21 protein-coding genes and 3 tRNA genes are annotated in these 20,018 nt (G+C 72.6%); 6 read left to right on the top strand and 18 right to left on the bottom strand.

All coding sequences use genetic code 11. The features are described 5' to 3' along the window. Positions 1–191: 191 nt before the first annotated feature. The 5 genes from coaD to AB0P06_RS19570 form a co-directional block, all read right to left on the bottom strand. Positions 192–683 carry a pantetheine-phosphate adenylyltransferase gene (coaD, locus tag AB0P06_RS19590; protein ID WP_363608898.1) on the bottom strand — a complete coding sequence of 164 codons (492 nt, stop codon included), beginning with the start codon at positions 681–683 and terminating at the stop codon, positions 192–194. 49 nt (positions 684–732) lie between these two features. Then, on the bottom strand, positions 733–1,317 hold the full coding sequence (rsmD, locus tag AB0P06_RS19585) for a 16S rRNA (guanine(966)-N(2))-methyltransferase RsmD (protein ID WP_363608896.1): 585 nt from the start codon (positions 1,315–1,317) through the stop codon (positions 733–735). A 171-nt stretch (positions 1,318–1,488) separates the two neighbouring features. Then, the gene (locus tag AB0P06_RS19580; protein ID WP_363608894.1) at positions 1,489–2,022 is read right to left on the bottom strand and encodes a hypothetical protein; all 534 of its coding nucleotides are present in this window, start codon (positions 2,020–2,022) and stop codon (positions 1,489–1,491) included. Positions 2,023–2,125: 103 nt separating this feature from the next. Beyond that, complete coding sequence (gene recG / locus AB0P06_RS19575) at positions 2,126–4,339, bottom strand: ATP-dependent DNA helicase RecG (RefSeq protein ID WP_363608892.1); 2,214 nt, start codon at positions 4,337–4,339, stop codon at positions 2,126–2,128. Between the two features lie 88 nt (positions 4,340–4,427). Then, positions 4,428–6,062: a DAK2 domain-containing protein gene (locus tag AB0P06_RS19570; protein WP_363608890.1), complete on the bottom strand. Its 1,635-nt coding sequence runs from the start codon at positions 6,060–6,062 to the stop codon at positions 4,428–4,430. Positions 6,063–6,345: 283 nt separating this feature from the next. On the opposite strand from AB0P06_RS19570, the gene rpmB reads away from it, so the two are divergent. Continuing rightward, positions 6,346–6,531 carry a 50S ribosomal protein L28 gene (gene rpmB / locus AB0P06_RS19565; RefSeq protein ID WP_014138233.1) on the top strand — a complete coding sequence of 62 codons (186 nt, stop codon included), beginning with the start codon at positions 6,346–6,348 and terminating at the stop codon, positions 6,529–6,531. A gap of 111 nt (positions 6,532–6,642) precedes the next feature. Here the strand turns inward: rpmB and thiD are convergent, their stop codons facing one another. From thiD to AB0P06_RS19550, 3 genes are all read right to left on the bottom strand, one after another. After that, entirely contained in the window at positions 6,643–7,458 is an 816-nt protein-coding gene (gene thiD, locus AB0P06_RS19560) for a bifunctional hydroxymethylpyrimidine kinase/phosphomethylpyrimidine kinase (RefSeq protein ID WP_363608888.1), read from the bottom strand. A gap of 23 nt (positions 7,459–7,481) precedes the next feature. After that, the gene (locus tag AB0P06_RS19555) at positions 7,482–8,507 is read right to left on the bottom strand and encodes a 6-phosphofructokinase (protein ID WP_363608886.1); all 1,026 of its coding nucleotides are present in this window, start codon (positions 8,505–8,507) and stop codon (positions 7,482–7,484) included. 201 nt (positions 8,508–8,708) lie between these two features. Then, positions 8,709–9,674 carry a thiamine-phosphate kinase gene (locus AB0P06_RS19550; protein WP_363608884.1) on the bottom strand — a complete coding sequence of 322 codons (966 nt, stop codon included), beginning with the start codon at positions 9,672–9,674 and terminating at the stop codon, positions 8,709–8,711. A 215-nt stretch (positions 9,675–9,889) separates the two neighbouring features. On the opposite strand from AB0P06_RS19550, the gene AB0P06_RS19545 reads away from it, so the two are divergent. Continuing rightward, positions 9,890–10,123 (top strand): Lrp/AsnC ligand binding domain-containing protein, encoded by a 234-nt coding sequence (locus tag AB0P06_RS19545; RefSeq protein ID WP_363608882.1) that lies wholly within the window; start codon positions 9,890–9,892, stop codon positions 10,121–10,123. 19 nt (positions 10,124–10,142) lie between these two features. Further along, positions 10,143–10,655, top strand: coding sequence for a DUF3515 family protein (locus AB0P06_RS19540; protein WP_363608880.1), 513 nt, complete (start codon positions 10,143–10,145; stop codon positions 10,653–10,655). Positions 10,656–10,725: 70 nt separating this feature from the next. On the opposite strand, the gene AB0P06_RS19535 is transcribed toward AB0P06_RS19540, so the two are convergent. The 3 genes from AB0P06_RS19535 to AB0P06_RS19525 all read right to left on the bottom strand — a co-directional run bounded on the left by AB0P06_RS19535 (position 10,726) and on the right by AB0P06_RS19525 (position 13,820). Then, on the bottom strand, positions 10,726–11,868 hold the full coding sequence (locus AB0P06_RS19535) for a D-alanine--D-alanine ligase family protein (protein ID WP_363608878.1): 1,143 nt from the start codon (positions 11,866–11,868) through the stop codon (positions 10,726–10,728). A gap of 123 nt (positions 11,869–11,991) precedes the next feature. Further along, entirely contained in the window at positions 11,992–12,993 is a 1,002-nt protein-coding gene (locus AB0P06_RS19530) for an NAD(P)H-dependent glycerol-3-phosphate dehydrogenase (RefSeq protein ID WP_363608876.1), read from the bottom strand. After that, positions 12,990–13,820, bottom strand: coding sequence for a lysophospholipid acyltransferase family protein (locus AB0P06_RS19525; protein WP_363608874.1), 831 nt, complete (start codon positions 13,818–13,820; stop codon positions 12,990–12,992). The genes AB0P06_RS19530 and AB0P06_RS19525 overlap by 4 nt, the downstream gene beginning before the upstream one ends. Before the next feature lie 229 nt (positions 13,821–14,049). Between AB0P06_RS19525 and cofC the strand changes: the two genes are divergently transcribed. Continuing rightward, the gene (cofC, locus tag AB0P06_RS19520; RefSeq protein WP_363608872.1) at positions 14,050–14,733 is read left to right on the top strand and encodes a 2-phospho-L-lactate guanylyltransferase; all 684 of its coding nucleotides are present in this window, start codon (positions 14,050–14,052) and stop codon (positions 14,731–14,733) included. Between the two features lie 42 nt (positions 14,734–14,775). Next, complete coding sequence (locus tag AB0P06_RS19515) at positions 14,776–14,997, top strand: hypothetical protein (RefSeq protein ID WP_363608870.1); 222 nt, start codon at positions 14,776–14,778, stop codon at positions 14,995–14,997. Between the two features lie 169 nt (positions 14,998–15,166). Here AB0P06_RS19515 and AB0P06_RS19510 read toward each other — a convergent pair whose 3' ends face one another. The 4 genes from AB0P06_RS19510 to leuC all read right to left on the bottom strand — a co-directional run bounded on the left by AB0P06_RS19510 (position 15,167) and on the right by leuC (position 18,591). Continuing rightward, entirely contained in the window at positions 15,167–15,904 is a 738-nt protein-coding gene (locus AB0P06_RS19510) for an HU family DNA-binding protein (RefSeq protein ID WP_363608868.1), read from the bottom strand. Positions 15,905–16,037: 133 nt separating this feature from the next. Continuing rightward, positions 16,038–16,226, bottom strand: coding sequence for a hypothetical protein (locus AB0P06_RS19505; RefSeq protein ID WP_363608995.1), 189 nt, complete (start codon positions 16,224–16,226; stop codon positions 16,038–16,040). Between the two features lie 341 nt (positions 16,227–16,567). After that, positions 16,568–17,164, bottom strand: coding sequence for a 3-isopropylmalate dehydratase small subunit (gene leuD / locus AB0P06_RS19500; protein WP_363608866.1), 597 nt, complete (start codon positions 17,162–17,164; stop codon positions 16,568–16,570). Positions 17,165–17,169: 5 nt separating this feature from the next. Next, positions 17,170–18,591 carry a 3-isopropylmalate dehydratase large subunit gene (gene leuC / locus AB0P06_RS19495; RefSeq protein ID WP_363608864.1) on the bottom strand — a complete coding sequence of 474 codons (1,422 nt, stop codon included), beginning with the start codon at positions 18,589–18,591 and terminating at the stop codon, positions 17,170–17,172. Positions 18,592–18,822: 231 nt separating this feature from the next. Between leuC and ndgR the strand changes: the two genes are divergently transcribed. Continuing rightward, positions 18,823–19,536: an IclR family transcriptional regulator NdgR gene (gene ndgR, locus AB0P06_RS19490; RefSeq protein ID WP_148642806.1), complete on the top strand. Its 714-nt coding sequence runs from the start codon at positions 18,823–18,825 to the stop codon at positions 19,534–19,536. Between the two features lie 165 nt (positions 19,537–19,701). On the opposite strand, the gene AB0P06_RS19485 is transcribed toward ndgR, so the two are convergent. The 3 genes from AB0P06_RS19485 to AB0P06_RS19475 all read right to left on the bottom strand — a co-directional run bounded on the left by AB0P06_RS19485 (position 19,702) and on the right by AB0P06_RS19475 (position 19,996). Continuing rightward, positions 19,702–19,776, bottom strand: a tRNA-Gln gene (locus AB0P06_RS19485). A gap of 44 nt (positions 19,777–19,820) precedes the next feature. Then, positions 19,821–19,896: transfer RNA gene (locus AB0P06_RS19480), tRNA-Glu, on the bottom strand. Between the two features lie 27 nt (positions 19,897–19,923). Continuing rightward, positions 19,924–19,996 (bottom strand) — tRNA-Glu (locus AB0P06_RS19475). Positions 19,997–20,018 lie beyond the last annotated feature (22 nt).

Genomic DNA, 20,018 nt, shown 5'->3' with positions numbered 1-20,018 from the left:
GCGGAGGCAGGCCCAGCGCGGTGGACCTCACCGCAGGGCAGGAATACAGACTTTACGGCCACCGCCGCGCGAGGTCACAACGCCCGGACCGGACCGCCCGCCCGGACCGGGGACAACTCATGACGAACCGGCAGAAACAGACTCCGAGCGGACGGGCGGGCGAACGGACGGACGAGCGGAAAGCCCGCGCGTTACTGCGCGGCCCTGCGCTCCGCGATCCGGTCGACCAGCCGGCGGTGCACCGTCTCCGGCAGCAGGTGCGAGACGTCGCCCCCGTACGAGGCGACCTCCTTGACCAGGGTGGACGACAGGAAGCTGTACGTCGGCGAGGTCGGCACGAACAGCGTCTCGACGCCGCTGAGGCCGTGGTTCATCTGCGCCATCTGCAGCTCGTAGTCGAAGTCGCTGACGGCACGCAGGCCCTTGATGATCGCCGGGATGTCGCGCTCCCGGCAGAAGTCCACCAGCAGGCCGCTGTGCGACTCCACCACGATGTTCCCGTACTGGGCGGTGGTCTCCTCGATCAGGCCGATCCGCTCCTCGATGGTGAACATGCCCTGCTTGTTCCGGTTGATCAGGACCGCGACATGCACCACGTCGTACAGCTTCGAGGCCCGCTCGATGATGTCGAGATGACCGTTGGTGATCGGGTCGAACGATCCGGGACAGACGGCGCGACGCATGGCGTGGGTGCTCCCTCATCGGGTGACGGCTGCTGCGGGCCTCGGCCCGTTACGAGTGTTGGCGAGCCTCGGCGGCGGCGCGACCGTACCAGAGCGTGCCCTCGCCGTAACGGCGCGAGCGCACCCCCTCGAAGCCCTCCGGCCAGCCGAACCCGCCACCGCGGGTGCTGCGCTCCACGGTGACGAGTGCGCCGTCCGCGAGCCAGTCCCCGGCCAGGAGTGTGATCAGCATCTCGCGCACCTCGTCGTCGGTGACGACGTACGGCGGGTCGAGAAAGACCAGGTCATACGGGACCTCCGGGGCCGGCCCCACGATCACCTTCTCGGCCCGGGCGGCCCGCACCTCGGCCCCCGGGAGGTTGACGATCCGGACGTTCTCCCGGATCACCCGGGCCGCCTGGCCGTCCGCCTCGACCAGCAGCACGTGCTCGGCGCCGCGCGACAGCGCCTCCAGACCGACCGCGCCCGATCCGCCGAACAGGTCGAGCATCCGGACCCCGTGCAGGGTCCCGCGCAGCGACTCCAGGGTGGAGAACATCGCCTCGCGGGCCTTGTCGGAGGTCGGGCGGGTGCCCCGGCCGGGCGGTACGGCCAGCCGACGGCCGCCGGCCGCCCCGGCGATGACGCGGGTCATGGTGGTGGGAGGTCCTTTCGTCGCTGCCCACCACGCTATCCCCTGCTCCGCGCTCGGCTCGCCTCCGGGGCGCTGGTGCCCGGTACCGCCGCCCTCCCTCCCGCGCCCCTTCGGCTCGCTCGCGTCGTCGGCCCCTCGGCTCAGCCCGGTCCGGCGGGAGGGGCCGGGTGCTCAGCTTGCGTCGGGGACCGCGGTCTGGGCCGGAACGGCCGCGCCGAGCAGTGTCGGCGAGGCGTAGCGGGACCAGGAGAGGCAGCCGTCGGGCGGGCAGAACTCGGGGCGGCGCGGGTCGTGGCCGAGCTCGCGCAGCTTGGTGCGGACGGAGTCGGGCGTGCGGCCGAAGCGGGCGGCGATCCGGGCGATGGTCTCGCTGTCGTGGAACCGCCGGACCAGCTCCTCCTCGTGCTGCGGCACCCAGGGGGCGCCATGGCCGGGGTAGAGCTCGCGCAGCACGTCACGGTCGGGGATGGGCTCGGAGACATCGGCGACGATCGCCAGCGCCCGCAGCGCGCGGTTGAGCGCGATCCGCAGCGAGGCGACGTCCTCGACCGGCAGGCGGAGCCGGCCCGAGGCGAGCGGCGAGGCCGCCGCCCCCTCCCGCCAGCCGGTCAGGGTGAGGGTGACCTCGCGGTCGTCGTCGCTGGCGAGTTCGATCCGGAAGACCTTGTCGCCCAGCGGGAGCTCGTTGAGATGACGGAATGCCATGGCATGACCCCCAAATGTCGCGCCAGGTACGCACGTTGGGAGTGCGCCCTGAACAACTCCATTCTCTCCCGGGGGTCTGACAATCGACCCTGGACGAACGCGCTCAGCCCTTCTCCATGTAGGCCGCGCGGTCCTCGTCGATCAGGCTCTCCAGCGCGGTGCGCAGATCCGGATGGGCGGCCAGCCCGGGATCCTCGGCGACCAGCCGGGTGGCCTCGGTGCGGGCCGTCACGATGACGTCCTCGTCCTCCAGCACGGACAGCACCTTGAGCGAGGACTTCACCCCGGACTGCGCCTGGCCCAGCACATCGCCCTCGCGGCGCTGTTCGAGGTCGATCCGGGACAGCTCGAAGCCGTCCAGCGTGCCGGCGACCGCGTCCAGCCGGGCCCGGGCGGGGCTGCCCGCCGGCATGTCGCTGACCAGCAGACAGAGGCCCGCCGCGCTGCCGCGCCCGACCCGGCCGCGCAGCTGGTGCAGCTGGGAGACGCCGAACCGGTCCGCGTCCATGATCACCATCGCGGTGGAGTTGGGGACGTTGACGCCGACCTCGATCACGGTGGTGGCCACCAGGACGTCCACCGCGCCGGCCGTGAACCGGCGCATCACCTCGTCCTTCGCCTCGGGCGCCAGCCGGCCGTGCAGGATCTCCACCCGCAGCCCGGCCAGCGGCCCCTTCTCCAGCATCTCGGCGGTCTCGACCACGGACAGCGGGGGCCGGCGCTCGTCGCTGTCGGCGCCCAGGTCCTCCGGGTCGTCCGGCGCCGGCTTGCGCTTCTTCTTCGCGTTCTTCGGGTCGGTGGGTTCCTCGTCCCCGATCCGGGGGCAGACCACGTACGCCTGGTGGCCCTTGGCCACCTCCTCGCGGACCCGCTCCCAGGCACGGGCCAGGAAGTTGGGCTTCTCGACGGCCGGGACGACATGGGTGGAGATCGGCGAGCGCCCGGCCGGCAGCTGGTCCAGCACGGACGTCTCCAGGTCCCCGAAGACCGTCATCGCGACGGTGCGCGGGATCGGGGTGGCCGTCATCACCAGCAGGTGCGGCGGCTGTTCGCCCTTGGCCCGCAGGGCGTCCCGCTGCTCGACGCCGAAGCGGTGCTGCTCGTCCACCACGACCAGGCCGAGGTCCTGGAACTGCACCTTGTCCTCGATCAGCGCGTGGGTGCCGATGGCGACGCCCGCGTCACCGCAGGCCATGTCCAGCAGCGCCTGCCGCCGGGCCGGAACGCCCATCGAGCCGGTCAGCAGCACCACCTTGGTGCCGAGGTCCGAGCCGCCGAGCATGCCGCCCTCGGCCAGGTCGCCCATCATCTCGACGATCGAGCGGTGGTGCTGCTGCGCCAGCACCTCGGTGGGCGCGAGCAGGACGGCCTGGCCGCCGGCGTCCACCACGGCGAGCATGGCGCGCAGCGCGACCAGCGTCTTCCCCGAGCCGACCTCGCCCTGGAGCAGCCGGTGCATCGGGTGGGAGGTGGCCAGGTCGGCGGCGATCTCGGCGGAGACGGTCCGCTGGCCGTCGGTGAGGGTGAACGGCAGCCGCGCGTCGAAGGCGTCCAGCAGGCCGCCCGCCCGGGGCAGGCGCGGGACGGCGGGCAGCGCGGAGTCGGCGGCCCGGCGCTGGGCGAGCGCGACCTGGAGGACGAACGCCTCGTCCCAGCGCAGCCGGCTCTGGGCGCGCTCGCGGTCGGCCTGGCTGCGCGGGCGGTGGACCAGCTCCAGCGCCTCGGGCAGCGGGATCAGGTCGTGCCGCTCGCGCAGTTCGGCGGGCAGCGGTTCGCCGACGTCGGCCAGGTGCTTGGTGAGCGCCGTCTCGACGCAGATCGACAGCTTCCAGCTGGGCATCTGGGCGCTGGCGCCGTACACCGGGATGAGCCGGCCGGCGAACTGCCGGGCCGCGTCGGACCCGGCGTCCTCGTCGAGCAGCTGGTAGTCGGGCGAGACCAGCTGGCGGGTGCGGTTGAAGACGCCGACCTTGCCCGCGAACAGGCCCTGGGCGCCGGTCCGCAGCTCCTTCTGCCGCCAGCCCTGGTTGAAGAAGACCAGGGAGAGCCGGCTGCGGCCGTCGGTGACGACGACCTCCAGGCGGTCGCCCTTGCGGCCGCGGAACGGGATCAGGGTGACCTTCTCGATCCGGGCCAGCACGGTCACGTGCTCGTCGATCTCCAGCTCGTCCAGGCTGGTGAGCTGGCCGCGTTCGACGTAGCGGCGCGGATAGTGGTGCAGCAGGTCCCCGACCGTGCGCAGCTTGAGGCTGTCGGCGAGCACCTTGGCGGTACGGTCGCCGACCAGTTTGGTCAGTGGTTCATCGAGAGCGCCCATCACGCCCTGTTTACACCACCGGGCCGACAGAACCACCGGAGCGGCGGTGCGTCAGCCCGGCGGACCGGCGGGCCGGCGGGCCGGCGGCTCACTCCACCCCGATCAGCAGCGGCGCGGACTCCTGGCCGCCGTGGAAGACCACCGCGTCGACCTCGGGGCGCCGGTGCCGGGCGTGCGCGACCAGCCGCTCGGCCAGGCCGGCGGGCGCGCCCTCGCCGAGGACCAGGGTGACGAGTTCGCCGCCCGCGCCGAGCATCCGGTCGAGCACGCTCTCGCCGACCTCGGCCAGCCCGGTGCCGATCACCGCGACGTCGCCGTCGATCAGGCCGAGCACGTCCCCGGCCTGGCAGACCCCGGCCATCGTCCAGGACTCCCCCTCGGCGAGGGCGAGTTCGGCGTGCCGGGTGGCACCGGCGGCGGACGTCATGGCCACCACGTCCTCGTCGAACCGGCGGCCCGCCTCGTGCACGGCCAGCGCGGCCAGGCCCTGGACCGGCGAGCGGGTGGGCAGCACCGCGATCCGTATGCCCTCCTCGCGCAGCTGGTCGGCGGCGGCCCCGGCGGCGGCCCGCAGTTCGGGGTCGTTGAGCAGCAGGACGACCTCGCGGGCGGCGGCCCGCCGGACCGCCTCGGCGAGTTCGGCGCTGGCGGGCGGGCGGTCCGGGTCGGCGCGCAGCACGGCGGCACCGGCCTGTTCGCAGAGTTCGGCCAGGCCCGCGCCGGAGACCACGGAGAGCACCGCCCGGGCGCGCTCCGCTCGCTCGCCCCGCTCGGCCGCGGTGCCGGAGCGTGCGGCGGCCTCGGCGAAGTGCGTGATCCGGATCTGGTGCGGGCGCCCGGCCTCGACCCCGGCCTCGACGGCGGCGCCCGCGTCGTCCACGTGGACATGGACGTTCCACAGGCCGTCGCCGCCGCCGACCACCAGCGAGTCGCCGAGCGCGCCGAGCCGCGTCCGGAGCGCGGGCAGCGCCTCGTCCGGCGCGTCCAGCAGGTAGATCACCTCGAAGGCGGGGTGGCCGGGGCCGGGCGGCCGAAGGTGCGCGCCCGCGCAGCTCCCGGCGGTCCGGACGTCCCCGCGCAGCGCGACCGGGCCCATCGGCTGGTGCCCGGCCACCGCGTCGGCGAGGGCCCCGAGCACGGCGACCAGGCCGCGCCCGCCGGCGTCCACCACCCCGGCCTCGGCCAGGACGGAGAGCTGCTCGGGGGTGTGCCGCAGCGCGTCGCGGGCGGCGCGGTGGGCGGTGTCGGCGACCTGGGCGAGCCCGCCGCCGACCCGGGCCGCCTCCCGGGCGGCCACCCGGGCGACGGTCAGCAGGGTGCCCTCGACGGGTTCCGCGACGGCCTGGTAGGCGGACTCGGCGGCGCGCTGGAGCGCGGCGCGCAGCTGCTCGGCGCCGCCGCCCCCGGCCAGGGTCTCGGCGGTGCCGCGCAGCCACTGGGCCAGGATCACGCCGGAGTTGCCGCGGGCGCCGATCAGCGCCCCCCGGGCCATCGCCCGGGCGGCCTCGGCGAGCCCGGGTTCCGGGTCCCCGGCCGGGTCGGTGAACCGGCTCTCCACCGCGGCCGCGGCCGACTCCACGGTCAGATAGAGGTTGGTGCCGGTGTCTCCGTCCGGGACGGGGTAGACGTTGAGTGCGTCGATCTCCTCGCGGGCCTGGCCGAGCGCGCGCAGAGCCAGCTGGCACCAGGTGCGCACGGCCGGGGCGTCGAGCGTGTGCAGCACCAGGTCTCCTCCGGATGGGACGCCGTGATGGCCTGAGAGTGAACGGCGAGGGGTGATACCGGCAGGTTATCGGGGGCCGGGGGGCGGCGCCGGGGGGCCGTGAGCGAAGCGATCACCCGCGTGGTCGTGGTAGTTTCGTCGAACGGAAGCAAGCGTTGTATGCTCTTCCGGTTGCCTGGAACAATCCGGGCTCACCCTTCGGTCCGGTCCGGTTCACGAGAGTGCTCCGCTGGTCCAGCGGGGTTTTCGAACGTAAATGATCTGAAGTCTTGGAGTGACTCCTGTGGCTGCCAACTGCGACGTCTGCGGCAAGGGGCCGGGCTTCGGCAACAGCATCTCCCACTCTCACCGCCGTACCCCCCGTCGTTGGAACCCCAACATCCAGACGGTGCGCGCTGTGATTGGGCGGACGCCGAAGCGGCTCAACGTCTGCACCTCGTGCATCAAGGCCGGTAAGGTCTCGCGCTGACGCGCAGACCGGTAAGCCGGTCCTCCAGTCAGCCGGTTCATCCTCGGATGAACCGGCTTTCTGTTTTTCCGCACCGTCATGGGCGGGCCCTCGGGCCCGCCCATGACGGTGTCAGCGCCAGCGCCAGGCGTGGTCGACCGGTCCGATCCCGGCGCCGAGCGCGAACCCTCCGGCGATCGCCCCGGTGATGTACTCCTTGGCGGAGGCCACCGCCTCGGGCAGCGACTCGCCCTTGGCGAGGCCTGCGGCGATCGAGCTGGCCAGGGTGCAGCCGGTGCCGTGGGTGTGCCGGTTGTCGAAGCGCGGGGCTCGGTACCAGTACTCCTCCCCCGCCCCGCCGTAGAGCAGGTCGGCGGCCTCGCCCTCCAGGTGGCCGCCCTTCACCAGCACCCAGCGCGGACCGAGGTCGAGCAGCGCCTTGGCCGCGTCGAGCATCTGCGCCTCGCGCTCGACGGTCCGGCCGGTGAGCTGCGTCACCTCGTGCAGGTTGGGCGTGGCGAGGGTGGCGACCGGCAGCAGTCTCTCCCGGACGGTGGCGACGGCCTCGGCGGCCAGCAGCGCGTCCCCGTGCTTGGAGACGCCGACCGGGTCGACCACCACCGGGGCGTCCACCCCGGCCAGCAGCTCGGAGACGGTCTCGACCAGCTCGGTCGAGGCGAGCATGCCGGTCTTCACGGCCTGCACCCCGATGTCGTCCACCACACTGCGGAACTGGGCCCGGACGGCCTCGGCCGGCAGCTCCCAGTAGCCCTGGACCCCGAGCGAGTTCTGTGCGGTGACGGCGGTGATCACACTCATGCCGTGGACGCCGAGGGCGAGCATCGCCTTGAGGTCGGCCTGGATGCCGGCGCCGCCGCCGGAGTCGGAGCCGGCGACGGTGAGCACACGCGGAGGAGCGGTGGCGGGGGTGGGGGACGCAAGAGCCATGCGCCCAACCTACCCGGGCCGGTTCAGAGCACGGCTTCGGATTCCAGCCAGCGGTCCTGCGGCACGGTCTTGAGACGGGTGACGGCCTGCGCGACCGGCACCAGCTCGATGGAGTTGCCGCGCAGCGCGGTGAAGTACCCGAACTCGCCCCGGTGGACGGCCTCCACCGCGTGCCAGCCGAACCGGGTGGCGAGCACCCGGTCGCGGGCGGTGGGGGTGCCGCCGCGCTGGGTGTGGCCGAGGATGACCGGCCGGGCCTCCTTGCCGAGCAGGTTCTCCAGCTCGTTGGCGAGCCGGTTGCCGATCCCGCCGAAGGTCTGGTGGCCGTACTGGTCGACGGTGCCGTGGTCGAAGCGCATGGTGCCGGGCAGCGGGGCGGCGCCCTCGGCGACGGCGATGATGGCGAACTTCTTGCCCCGGGAGAAGCGGTCCTCGACCATCCGGGCCACCGCCTCGATGTCGAACGGCTTCTCCGGGATGAGGATGCCGTGCGCACCGCCCGCCATGCCGGCGGTGAGGGTGATCCAGCCGGTGTGACGGCCCATCAACTCCACCACCATCACACGCTGGTGGGATTCCGCGGTGGTCTTCAGCCGGTCGATCGCGTCGGTCGCGACGTGCACCGCGGTGTCGAAGCCGAAGGTGACGTCGGTGGCGTCGATGTCGTTGTCGATGGTCTTCGGGACGCCGACCACCGGCAGCCCGGCGTCGCTGAACATCTTGGCGGCGGTCAGCGTGCCCTCGCCGCCGATCGCGATCAGCGCGTCGATGCCGATGTCCCGGGCCAGGGTCTGCGCGTTCTCCACCGCCCAGGCGATCCGGTCGCGCTGCACCCGGGCCGAGCCCAGGATGGTGCCGCCGAGGGTCAGCAGGCCGGTGACGTCGTCGTGCGAGATCGGCCGGGTGCGGCCCTCGATCAGGCCGAGGAAGCCGTCCTCGATGCCGACGATCTCGTCGCCGTGCACATCCGTGCCGCGGTGCACCACGGAACGGATCACCGCGTTGAGGCCGGGGCAGTCGCCGCCGCTGGTCAGGACACCGATGCGCATGGTGGCTGTGCTCTCCCGCTCCGCAAGTGGTTCAGACCACCCGCGCCGAAGGGCGGGCGGGCCCGGTCGTCCGCAAGCCTACGCGGTCAGTCCCCCCGTGCCCGTCCACCGCACTCGGGGAGCGTCCCGGACGTCGCCCCCGCCCGTCCCCGCGCCGTCCGCACCACCCGCGCCGGGGAGTCGTCCACCCGGCCGGACAGGTCACTCGGCGAAGTGGTCCCAGCCGCCGACCCGGTCCCAGGCCTCGCCGTCCACCGTCACCCGGCCGCCGCGGGCGGGCCTCGCCCGGCCGGCCACCACGCCCACCACCCGCCAGCGGGCGGGCAGTTGGGCCCCGCGCGGGAAGGTCGCCACGATCGCGTGGTCCTCGCCGCCGGAGAGCACCCAGACCAAGGGGTCCACCCCGACCGCCTGGCCGATGTCGGCCATCTGCGCCGGGACGTCGAAGTCGGCGGCCCTGAGGTCGATGTCCACCCCGCTGGCCCGGGCGACATGGCCGAGGTCGGCGACCAGCCCGTCACTCACGTCGATCATCGCGGTGGCGCCCAACTCGGCCGCGGCCGGGCCCGCGTGGTACGGCGGCTCGGGGCGGCGGTGCGCCTCGACGAAGGCCCGCGGGGAGCGGAACCCGCGCTGCAGCACGGTCAGTCCGGCGGCCGACCAGCCGAGCCAGCCGGTGACCGCGACCACGTCGCCCACCTGTGCCCCGGCGCGCGTCACGGGCGCACGCCCCTGAAGGTCCCCGAGCGCCGTGATGGCCAGCATGATGGTGTCACCGCGCACCACATCGCCGCCGACCACCGTCGCACCGGCCACCTGGCACTCGTCGCGCAGCCCGTCCATCAGCTCGGTGGCCCAGGTGGTGGGCAGATCGGCGGGGGCGACCAGCCCGAGCAGGATCGCGGTCGGCACGGCACCCATCGCGGCCACGTCGGCGAGGTTCTGCGCGGCGGCCTTGCGGCCCACGTCGTAGGCGGTGGACCAGTCCCGGCGGAAGTGCCGGTTCTCGATCAGCACGTCCGTGGTGGCCACCACCCGGCCGTCCGGCGCCTTCACCACCGCGGCGTCGTCACCGGGACCGAGGTCGACGGCGTCGGTGAGCGGTACCCGGGCGGTCAGCTCCCTGATGAGGCCGAACTCGCCAAGCTCGCCCACGGTCCCCTGCATCTGCGTCCTCTCGCGTTCCAGCCGGAAGCTTGTCGCCGTACGGCACAAGCGGCCCCCGCGCGCAGCGTACGCCCTTCCAGAGCGCCGAGGTCTCCCCTCCTCGGCCCGCTGCGGGGTAGCGTGGTGATCAGACTGCCGGTGAGCCCGTTCCCACCCTCGCGCCTGACCGGGCGATCACGGCGGCGATCCCCGTAACCAGCCGCCGGGAGGTCCCCGTGGTACAGGCATACATCCTGATCCAGACCGAGGTCGGCAAGGCCACTCCCGTGGCCGCGGCCATCTCCGAAATCCCAGGTGTCATCCAGGCCGAGGACGTGACCGGTCCCTACGACGTGATCGTGCGGGCCGAGGCCGAGACCGTCGACGACCTCGGCCGGCTCGTCGTCGCCAAGATCCAGAAGGTCGAGGGCATCACCCGGACCCTCACCTGTCCGGTGGTGCATCTGTAAGCCCGGCTACCATCGGCGGGTGGCCAGAGAACTCCGTGTCCCCCGCGTCCTGGCGGCACTGCCGGCCCCCGTCCGGTGGCTGGCGGTGCCCGTCGCGCTGACCTGCACCGTGGTGGTGCTGCTCGGCAGTTGGAGCGCGCCCGAGAAGATCGAGGCGCCGACGCCGACCAGCCGCCAGGCCGAGTACTGCCGCGCGCTGGCCGCCGCGCTGCCGTCGACCCTGCTCGGCCACCAGCGCCGGGACCCGTCCCCCGCCTCACCGTTCGTCGCGGCCTGGGACACCAGCCCGCGCACCGTGCTGCGCTGCGGCGTGCCGCACCCCGAGGGGCTCACCGGCGACCGCCAGGCCGAGATGTCCCCCACGGTCAACGACGTCACCTGGTGGCCGGAGCAGCTGAACGACGGCGGCTACCGGTTCACCGCCACCCAGCGCGCCGCCTTCGTCGAGGTGACCGTCCCCGGCGGGGTCACCGCCAACCCGCTGGACGCGGCCGCCGCCCTCTCCGACGTGGTGAAGGCCAACATCCCGTAGCGACACGGTAGGTGCGAGGGCGGGCCGGGAGCTTCCCGGCCCGCCGTCGTCCGTCGCCGGTCCGGACCCGCTACCGCAGGCCGGTCGAACGGCGCAGCGCCGCCTGGAGCAGCCGGTCGACCAGCTCCGGGTACGTCAGCCCGCTGGCCTCCCACATCTTCGGGTAGGCCGAGATCGGGGTGAAGCCAGGCATGGTGTTGATCTCGTTGATCATCCAGCTGCCGTCGTCCAGCAGGAAGAAGTCCACCCGGGCCAGGCCCTCGCAGCCGAGCGCCTCGAAGGCCTCGACCGCCTGGCGCCGGATCTCGGCGGTCTCCGGCTCCGGGAGCCCGGCCGGGATCCGCACCTCGGAGGAGTCGATGTACTTGGCGTCGAAGTCGTAGAACTCGTAGCCGCCGCCGACCAGGATCTCGGCCGGCACGCTCGCCCGCGGCCCGTCCTCGAACTCCAGCACCGCGCACTCGATCTCGCGGCCGGAGACACCCGCCTCGATGATCAGCTTGGGGTCGTGCCGACGGGCCTCCTCGATCGCCGCGTCGAGGTCGGCGAGGTCCTTGACCTTGGTGATGCCCATGCTGGAACCGGCCCGGCAGGGCTTCACGAACAGCGGCAGGCCCAGCTCGGCGGCCCGCTCGCGGACGGCGGCGCGGCCCGCCTCGCTCTCCCACTCGCGCGGACGGACGACGGTGTACCGGCCGACGCCCAGGCCGTGCGAGGCCAGGACGCGCTTGGTGAACTCCTTGTCCATGCCGACCGCGCTGGCGAGCACGCCGTTGCCGACGTAGGGCACGCCGGAGAGCTCCAGCAGGCCCTGCAGGGTGCCGTCCTCCCCCCAGGGGCCGTGCAGCAGCGGGAAGACCACGTCGACCTCGCCGAGCACCTTGGGAGCGGAACCCGGCTCGCTCCAGACCACCTCGCGGCTGCCCGGGTCGAGCGGCAGCGCGACCCGGCCGTCGAGGGCCTCGGCCACGTGGGCGACGTCCGGCAGACGGCCGTCGGTGATCGCCATCCGGGCCGGTTCGTCGCTGACCAGCGCCCAGCGGCCCTCGTGGGTGATGCCGATCGGCAGCACGTCGTACTTCTCGCGGTCGATCGCCCTGAGCACGCTGCCCGCGGTGGAGACCGAGATGGCGTGCTCGGAGCTGCGGCCGCCGAAGACGATCGCTACGCGCGGCTTCGCGGACGGATTCGGGGAGGTCTGTTCGATGCTCATATCGGGTTTGAGACTACCGTGCGAAAGGTTTCCGGAAAGTGCGCCGCCCCGGAATCCCCGGCGCCCGGGCGCCGGGGACGGGGGTGGGGACAGACGGCGGGAACAGGCCGCGGGGACGGGCCGTCAGTGCCGTTCCGGCTTGGCCGACCGCGCCATCAGCGCGGCCAGCGCCTCCTGGGTGGGCCGCCCGTTGTGCACCACGTCCACCACGGCCTCGACGATCGGCATGTCGACGCCGTTGCGCCGGGCCAGGTCGAGCACCGACTCGCAGGACTTCACGCCCTCCGCGGTCTGCCGGGTGGCGGCGATGGTCTCCGCCAGCGACATGCCCCGGCCGAGGTTGGTGCCGAAGGTGTGGTTGCGCGACAGCGGCGAGGAGCAGGTCGCCACCAGGTCGCCCATCCCGGCGAGCCCGGCGAAGGTGTACGGGTCGGCGCCGAGCGCCAGCCCCAGCCGGGTGGTCTCGGCCAGCCCGCGGGTGATCAGCGTCGCCTTGGTGTTGTCGCCGAGCCCCATGCCGTCGGCCATGCCGACCGCCAGGCCGATCACGTTCTTCACCGCGCCGCCCAGCTCGCAGCCGATCACGTCGCTGTTGGTGTACGGGCGGAAGTACGGGGTGTGGCAGGCCGCCTGGAGGCGCTTGGCGACCGACTCGTCGGTGCAGGCCACCACGCTCGCGGCGGGCTGCCGGTTGGCGATCTCCCGCGCCAGGTTGGGGCCGCTGACGACCGCGACCCGCTCCGGGCCGACCCCGGCGACCTCGGCGATCACCTCGCTCATCCGCTTCGCCGTGCCCAGCTCGATGCCCTTCATCAGGCTGACCAGCACGGTCCGCGGGCCGAGCAGCGGCGCCCAGGCGGCCAGGTTCTCGCGCAGGGTCTGCGAGGGCACCGCGAGCACCGCGAACTCCGCGCCGGCCAGCGCCTCGGCGGCGTCAGTGGTGGCCCGGATCGACGCCGGCAGCTCGACCTGCGGCAGGTAGTCCGGGTTCACCCGGGTGGTGTTGATGGCGTCCACCAGCTCCTGGCGGCGCCCCCAGAGCACCACCTCGCTGCCGGCGTCGGCCAGCACCATCGCGAACGCGGTCCCCCAGGAACCCGTCCCGAACACGGCACATCGGGTCACTTGCCGGCCTCCTCGGTTCCGTTCGTGCGCGTGCCCGCGGCCCGTTGCCGCTCGGCCGCCGCGGCGGTGGCCCGGCTCCGGGCGGCCGCGCGCATGTCGTACCGCTCGGCCGGCGGCTCCTCGCCGCGGATGTCGGCCAGCACGGCGGTGATCGCCGCCATGATGTCCTCGGTGGCGTCCCTGAGCACCTGGGCGGTCAGCTCCTGGCCCTGGTACTTGCTCAGGTCCACCGCGGGCCCGGCCGCCACCGTCACCCTGTGGCGCGGGAACAGGTTGAACCTGCCCCGCCCGGAACCGCCCCTGCCGTACGGCGGGATGATCTCGTGCGCGCCCCAGTGCGCCACCGGGATGACCGGCGCGCCGGTCATCAGCGCGACGCGGGCCACCCCGCTCTTGCCGGTCATCGGCCACAGGTCCGGATCCCGGGTGAGCGTGCCCTCCGGGTAGAACTGCACACACTGGCCGTTGTTGACCGCGTCGATCGCCGCCCGGAACGCGGCCGCGGCGTCGGTGGACTCGCGGAACACCGGGATCTGGCCGGTCTTGCGCAGCATGAACCCGATGAACGGCACCGAGAACAACGAGGACTTCCCCAGGATGCGCGGCGGGCGCCCGCTGTTGTACTGCCAGTGCGCGTACACCACCGGGTCGATGATCGAGTTGTGGTTGACCGCGGCGATGAAGCCGCCCTTCTCCGGAAGGTGCTCCCAGCCCCGCCAGTCGGGCTTCACCAGGGCGGTCGTCACCGGCTTCACCAGCACGGCCGCGAAGCGGTACCAGATGCCGTAATCGGCGTTGCCGAAGCCGGCGTACGAGCGGCGGGCCACCCCAGGTCCTCCTCATCCGGTGCGGCACCCGGGGTGCCGCAGTCATAACCTTCCGGTGCCGCGCACCGGCGACCCGCTGCCCGGAACCCGGGCGCGGAACAGTCTCGCCCGACCGCTCACCGCCTGTCGAGCAACCCCGCCAGCACATCCGGCAGGCGTGATCAAACGCACGTCCGCACAGCTGGGACGGCCTGGCGAGAGCTCCTGGACCGGCGTCACAATGACGCCGATGACCCAGGACACCGTACGCCCCAGCGGGCCCGTCGCGCCCCCCGCACCCACCGGCGGCTGGTCGCTGGTGCTGCCGCTCAAGCCGCTCGCGCTGGCCAAGACCCGGCTGGCCCCGTTCGCCGGGCCGCACCGGGCGGACCTGGCACTCTCCTTCGCCCTCGACACCGTCGCCGCCGCCCTGGCGACCTCCGGGGTGTCCCGTGTACTGGTGGTCACCCGGGACCGGGACGCCGGCGCCCGGCTGGCCGCGCTGGGCGCCGTCGTCGTCGACGACGAGCCCGGCGGCGGCCTCAACCAGGCGTTGACGCACGGTGCGTCGGCCGCGCTGGCCCTCGCCCCGCACGCGCCGCTGGCGGCGCTCTCCGCCGACCTGCCGGCCCTGCGCCCGGCCGAACTGGCCCGGGTCCTGCGCGCCGTCCCGCCGACCGGGCGCGCCTTCCTGGCCGACAGCCCCGGGCTGGGCACCACGCTGCTCGCCTGCGCCCCCGGCAGCCCGCTCTCCCCCGCCTTCGGCGACGGCTCCCGGGCCCGGCACGCGGCCGGCGGCGCCCGCGAACTGCGGCTCGCGGGCGTGGAGTCGGTCCGTCGGGACGTCGACACCGGCGCCGACCTCACCGAGGCCCTCGCCCTCGGTGTCGGCCCGCACACCGGCGCCCTCGCGGTGCGGCTCGGACGCCCCTGAGCGGCGCCCCGGCCTGTCGGTACCGCTCGCTATGCTGCTTCCATGCAGGCCACCGCGTTCACCTTCGACCCCGCCACCCGGGCCGGCTCCGTGCTGCTCGACGACGGGACCCCGGTGCCGTTCGACGCGGCCGCCTTCGACGCCGGCGGCCTCCGGCTGCTGCGCCCCGGCCAGCGGGTGCGCATCCGCACCGAGGGCTCCGGCGAGGCCCGCCGGGTGGTCTTCCTCACCCTGCAGACCTTTCCGGACCCGGCCGCCGGCTGACGCCTCCCTCTTTTTTTCCGCTGGTTCCCGTCCGTTCCCGCCCGCGCGCCGGTCACTGCGCGCCATCGGATGCTGACTGAGGGCCCGGAAAAACGGAAGAGCCGTGGCGGCCCGTCCACCCGGAATTCCGGGAGGGGGTACGCCACGGCTCTCGAAGGCCGTCCTGCGACTACTTCGCGCTGGTCTTGCGCGCGGTGGTCTTGCGGGTGGTGGTCTTCTTCGCCGGAGCCGTCTTCTTGGCCGTGGCGGTCGCCTTCTTGGCGGTGGCCGTGGTCTTCTTCGCGGCGGCGGTGGTGACCGTCTTCTTGGCAGCGGCCGTCTTCTTGGTCGCGGCGGCGGAGGTCTTCTTGGCGGCGGCCGTGGTGGCCGTCTTCTTGGCGGGAGTCGCCTTGGTGGCGGTCGCCTTCGTGGCGGTCGCCTTCTTGGCGGCGGCCGTGGTCTTCTTGGCGGCGGCCGTGGTGGCCGTCTTCTTGGCGGCGGCCTTCTTGGTCGCGGCCGGAGCGGCGGCAGCGGCAGCGGCCCGCTTGGTGGCGGCGCGCTTGGCGGCCGGCGTCGCGGCGACACCGCTCTTGCCCGGGGTGAGGGAGCCCTTGGGCGCCTTCTTCACCGAGGGGCCTTCCTTCGGCAGCTTCTTGGCGCCGCTGACCAGGTCCTTGAAGCCCTGGCCCGGACGGAAGCGGGGCACCGAGGTCTTCTTGACCTTGACCTTCTCACCGGTCTGCGGGTTGCGGGCGAAGCGCGCGGAGCGCTCCACCTTCTCAAAGGTGCCGAAACCGGTGACCGACACCCGGTCACCCGCCACAACGGCACGCACCATGGTGTCGAGCACTGCGTCGACGGCCTCTGCGGCAGCCTTGCGACCGCCCAGCTGCTCGGCCACCGCTTCGACAAGCTGAGCCTTGTTCACGTCTTCCCCTTCGGAAACGGGCGCCGGATGATTCCATCCGTTCATTTCGCACGTTAGGTATGTATCTGCGGACTTTCAATTACCAAACGCGCGAATCACCCTAGTGTCGCAATGGATTTGCGCGTCGGCGACCTCAGTCGACGGGCGGGCGCCCCTCGTCGAGGTCCTGCACAAAGCGACTCAACCGCCTTGCCGCCCCCGGAAGATCGCGCTTGGCGGTCTCGGTGACGATGAGGAGTTGACGGGTGAGAGCGGTCTTTGCATCGGCAGACACGTTCAGCGCATGCACGCGGGCGTGAGCTTGCTTCAACCGCTCGGCCACAAGCGCGTAGAGCGCTGCGACTTCCGGGTCGTCCGGCCCCTCAGCAGGTGAGGCGGCGGCGTCCGGCCGATCGTCAATTCGGCGTTCGGATCCCCGGCCCGTGGACTCCGGTGACGCGGGTTCGCCGCCCGCGTACGGAGGTTCATGGTGCCGGTGCATGTACTGATTGTGCCATCTACCCGCAGTTGTACTTGCGCGGGGCCCTCTGCGGCAATCCCAAATCGGCAATCGGGGGGCTGCTGCGGACCCGAACTCCTCGTTCGGAACGGCGGATGGCCCGCCCCCCCGAGGGGGGACGGGCCATCCGGCGGATCGTCAGAATGCTTGTTCTCAGCGGACTCTCAGGCAACCGGCAGAGTACGCGGCTTGAACGACGGCCGGGTCGCCTCGAAGGCCGCGATGTCGGCCTCGTTCTGCAGTGTGATGCTGATGTCATCCAGGCCGTTCAGCAGCCGCCAACGGACATTGTCGTCCAGCTCGAACGAGGCCGTGACGCCTTCGGCGCGCACCTCGCGGGCCTCCAGGTCGACGGTGATCTCGGCGGTCGGGTCGGCCTCGGTGAGCGCCCACAGCCGCTCCACCGTCTCCTGCGGCAGGACGACCGTGAGCAGGCCGTTCTTCAGCGAGTTACCGCGGAAGATATCGGCGAAGCGGGACGAGATCACGGCGTGGAAACCGTAGTTCTGCAGTGCCCAGACGGCGTGTTCACGGGACGATCCGGTGCCGAACTCGGGGCCGGCCACCAGCACCGTGGCGCCCTGGCGCTCGGGCCGGTTGAGGATGAACGACTCGTCCTTGCGCCAGGCCTCGAACAGCCCGTCCTCAAAACCGGAACGGGTGACCTTCTTCAGCCAGTGCGCCGGGATGATCTGGTCGGTGTCGACATTGCTGCGGCGCAGCGGCACGGCCGAACCGGTGTGGGTGGTGAACTTCTCCATGCTGCTCAGGCCTCCACAGCGACGTCGGCGGTCAGATCGGCGGGTGCGGCCAGTCGGCCGAGCACCGCGGTCGCGGCGGCGACCTGCGGCGAGACCAGGTGGGTCCGGCCGCCCTTGCCCTGCCGGCCCTCGAAGTTGCGGTTCGAGGTGGAGGCGCAGCGCTCGCCGGGGGCCAGTTGGTCGGGGTTCATGCCCAGGCACATCGAGCAGCCCGCGTGGCGCCATTCGGCACCGGCCGCGGTGAACACCTTGTCCAGGCCCTCCTCGACGGCCTGCAGGGCGACCCGCACCGAGCCGGGGACGACCAGCATCCGCACGCCGTCGGCGATCCGGCGGCCCTCCACGATGGCCGCGGCGGCCCGCAGGTCCTCGATCCGGCCGTTGGTGCAGGAGCCGACGAAGACGGCGTCGACCTTGACCTCGCGCAGCGGGGTGCCGGCCTCCAGGCCCATGTACGCCAGGGCGTTCTCGGCGGCGGTCCGCTCCTGCGGGTCGGCGAAGGACGCCGGGTCGGGCACGGCGGAGCCGAGCGGCGCGCCCTGGCCCGGGTTGGTGCCCCAGGTGACGAACGGGGTCAGCTCGGTGGCGTCGATGAAGATCTCGTGGTCGAAGACCGCGTCCTCGTCGGTGGCCAGGGTCTTCCAGTACGCGACCGCGGCGTCCCAGTCCTCGCCCTTGGGCGCGTGCGGACGGCCTTCCAGGTAGTCGAAGGTGGTCTGGTCGGGGGCGATCATGCCGGCCCGGGCGCCCGCCTCGATGGACATGTTGCAGATGGTCATGCGGGCCTCCATGGAGAGGCCGCGGATGGCCGAGCCGCGGTATTCCAGGACGTAGCCCTGACCGCCGCCGGTGCCGATCCTGGTGATGATCGCCAGGATCAGGTCCTTGGCGGTGACGCCCTCGGGCAGTTCGCCCTCGACCGTGATCGCCATGGTCCTGAACGGCGCCAGCGGGAGGGTCTGGGTGGCCAGCACGTGCTCGACCTGGCTGGTGCCGATGCCGAACGCCAGGGCGCCGAACGCACCGTGGGTGGAGGTGTGAGAGTCCCCACAGACGACGGTGGTGCCGGGCTGGGTCAGGCCGAGCTGCGGGCCGACCACGTGGACGACGCCCTGCTCGATGTCGCCCAGCGAGTGGATCCGCACCCCGAACTCGGCGGCGTTGCGGCGCAGCGTCTCCAGCTGTACCCGGGAGACCGGGTCGGCGATCGGCTTGTCGATGTCCAGGGTCGGGGTGTTGTGGTCCTCGGTGGCGATCGTGAGATCGGTGCGGCGGACCGTGCGTCCGGCCAGCCGGAGGCCGTCGAAGGCCTGCGGGCTGGTCACCTCGTGCAGCAGGTGCAGGTCGATGTAGAGCAGGTCGGGCTCGCCCTCCGCGCGCCGCACGACGTGGTCGTCCCAGACCTTCTCTGCGAGTGTCCGTCCCATCGGGTTCCCTCCAGCCGGCCGCGTTGCCGGCCTTCTCGTGTCGTCGAGGTCAGTGCTTTCGCCGCCCTGTGAGGCTTGCGCCGCGCGACCTGCACGCCGGATCGGTGTCCACCATGCGGACGCTCTGTCGAGGCCGCATCCTGGACGTCTCCCGGGCTGCTCTCTCCAGAGTGGCGCTTTTCCCGGAAGATTGAACTTGCGTCTCGCGGAATGAGACTGCAGTCTTAGGGCATGGACAACTCTAGCGGCGTCGGCGTTCTCGACAAGGCCGCTCTGGTGCTGAGCGCACTGGAGTCGGGCCCCGCCACGTTGGCGGGGCTGGTCGCCGCCACCGGTCTGGCGCGGCCCACAGCCCACAGACTCGCCGTCGCACTCGAACACCACCGTCTGGTCACCAGGGACATGCAGGGGCGGTTCATCCTCGGCCCCCGTCTCTCCGAACTCTCCGCCGCGGCGGGCGAGGACCGGCTGCTCGCCACCGCGGGCCCGGTCCTGACCCACCTGCGCGACGTCACCGGCGAGAGCGCACAGCTCTACCGCCGGCAGGGCGAGATGCGGATCTGCGTAGCCGCCGCCGAGCGGCTCTCCGGTCTGCGGGACACCGTCCCGGTCGGCAGCACCCTGCCGATGAAGGCCGGCTCGGCCGCCCAGGTCCTGCTGGCCTGGGAGGAGCCCGAGCGGCTCCACCGCGGCCTCCAGGGCGCCCGCTTCACCGCCACCGCGCTGAGCGGCGTCCGGCGCCGCGGCTGGGCCCAGTCCATCGGCGAGCGCGAGCCGGGCGTGGCGTCCGTCTCCGCGCCCGTCCGCGGCCCCTCCAACCGCGTGGTGGCCGCCGTCTCCGTCTCCGGCCCGATCGAGCGCCTGACCCGCCACCCGGGCCGGCTGCACGCCCAGGCCATCATCGAGGCCGCCAACCGCCTCACCGAGGCACTCCGCCGCGGCTGAGCGGCACCGGCGGACAACGGAAAGGGCCCGCACCGGAAACTCCGGTACGGGCCCTTTTCCGCTGCGCCCGGGAAAGTCACCCGGGGTCGGGGCGCCCCGGGAAAGCCACCGGGGAAGGCCGCTCCGGAAAACGCAAAAGCCCCGGATCTCCGGGGCTTTTATTTCTGGCTGGGGTACCAGGACTCGAACCTAGACTAAATGAACCAGAATCACTCGTGCTGCCAATTACACCATACCCCAACAAAGCATTCAGCCGATGGGCGAGCCCACCGGCCTTCCTGCTCTGGTACCCCCGACCGGATTCGAACCGGCGCTACTGCCGTGAGAGGGCAGCGTGCTAGGCCGCTACACAACGGGGGCTTTCTTGGCGACCCCTTGCGGGATCAGTACCCCCGACCGGATTCGAACCGGCGCTACTGCCGTGAGAGGGCAGCGTGCTAGGCCGCTACACAACGGGGGCTTTCTTGGCGACCCCTTGCGGG

It is taken from the genome of Kitasatospora sp. NPDC088351, from assembly GCF_040685575.1.
In the GTDB taxonomy this organism is placed as follows: Bacteria; Actinomycetota; Actinomycetes; order Streptomycetales; family Streptomycetaceae; genus Kitasatospora.
Note: the sequence above shows the minus strand (reverse complement) of the source record. Positions and strands in the feature narration are given on the sequence as shown.

Excerpts from the sequence above, each read along its gene's own strand:
- coaD (WP_363608898.1), bottom strand. The coding sequence starts at position 683 with ATGCGTCGCGCCGTCTGTCCCGGATCGTTCGACCCGATCACCAACGGT.
- rsmD (WP_363608896.1), bottom strand. The coding sequence starts at position 1,317 with ATGACCCGCGTCATCGCCGGGGCGGCCGGCGGCCGTCGGCTGGCCGTA.
- AB0P06_RS19580 (WP_363608894.1), bottom strand. The coding sequence starts at position 2,022 with ATGGCATTCCGTCATCTCAACGAGCTCCCGCTGGGCGACAAGGTCTTC.
- recG (WP_363608892.1), bottom strand. The coding sequence starts at position 4,339 with ATGGGCGCTCTCGATGAACCACTGACCAAACTGGTCGGCGACCGTACC.
- thiD (WP_363608888.1), bottom strand. The coding sequence starts at position 7,458 with ATGGCTCTTGCGTCCCCCACCCCCGCCACCGCTCCTCCGCGTGTGCTC.
- AB0P06_RS19555 (WP_363608886.1), bottom strand. The coding sequence starts at position 8,507 with ATGCGCATCGGTGTCCTGACCAGCGGCGGCGACTGCCCCGGCCTCAAC.
- AB0P06_RS19550 (WP_363608884.1), bottom strand. The coding sequence starts at position 9,674 with ATGCAGGGGACCGTGGGCGAGCTTGGCGAGTTCGGCCTCATCAGGGAG.
- AB0P06_RS19535 (WP_363608878.1), bottom strand. The coding sequence starts at position 11,868 with ATGAGCATCGAACAGACCTCCCCGAATCCGTCCGCGAAGCCGCGCGTA.
- cofC (WP_363608872.1), top strand. The coding sequence starts at position 14,050 with ATGACCCAGGACACCGTACGCCCCAGCGGGCCCGTCGCGCCCCCCGCA.
- AB0P06_RS19515 (WP_363608870.1), top strand. The coding sequence starts at position 14,776 with ATGCAGGCCACCGCGTTCACCTTCGACCCCGCCACCCGGGCCGGCTCC.
- leuD (WP_363608866.1), bottom strand. The coding sequence starts at position 17,164 with ATGGAGAAGTTCACCACCCACACCGGTTCGGCCGTGCCGCTGCGCCGC.
- leuC (WP_363608864.1), bottom strand. The coding sequence starts at position 18,591 with ATGGGACGGACACTCGCAGAGAAGGTCTGGGACGACCACGTCGTGCGG.
- ndgR (WP_148642806.1), top strand. The coding sequence starts at position 18,823 with ATGGACAACTCTAGCGGCGTCGGCGTTCTCGACAAGGCCGCTCTGGTG.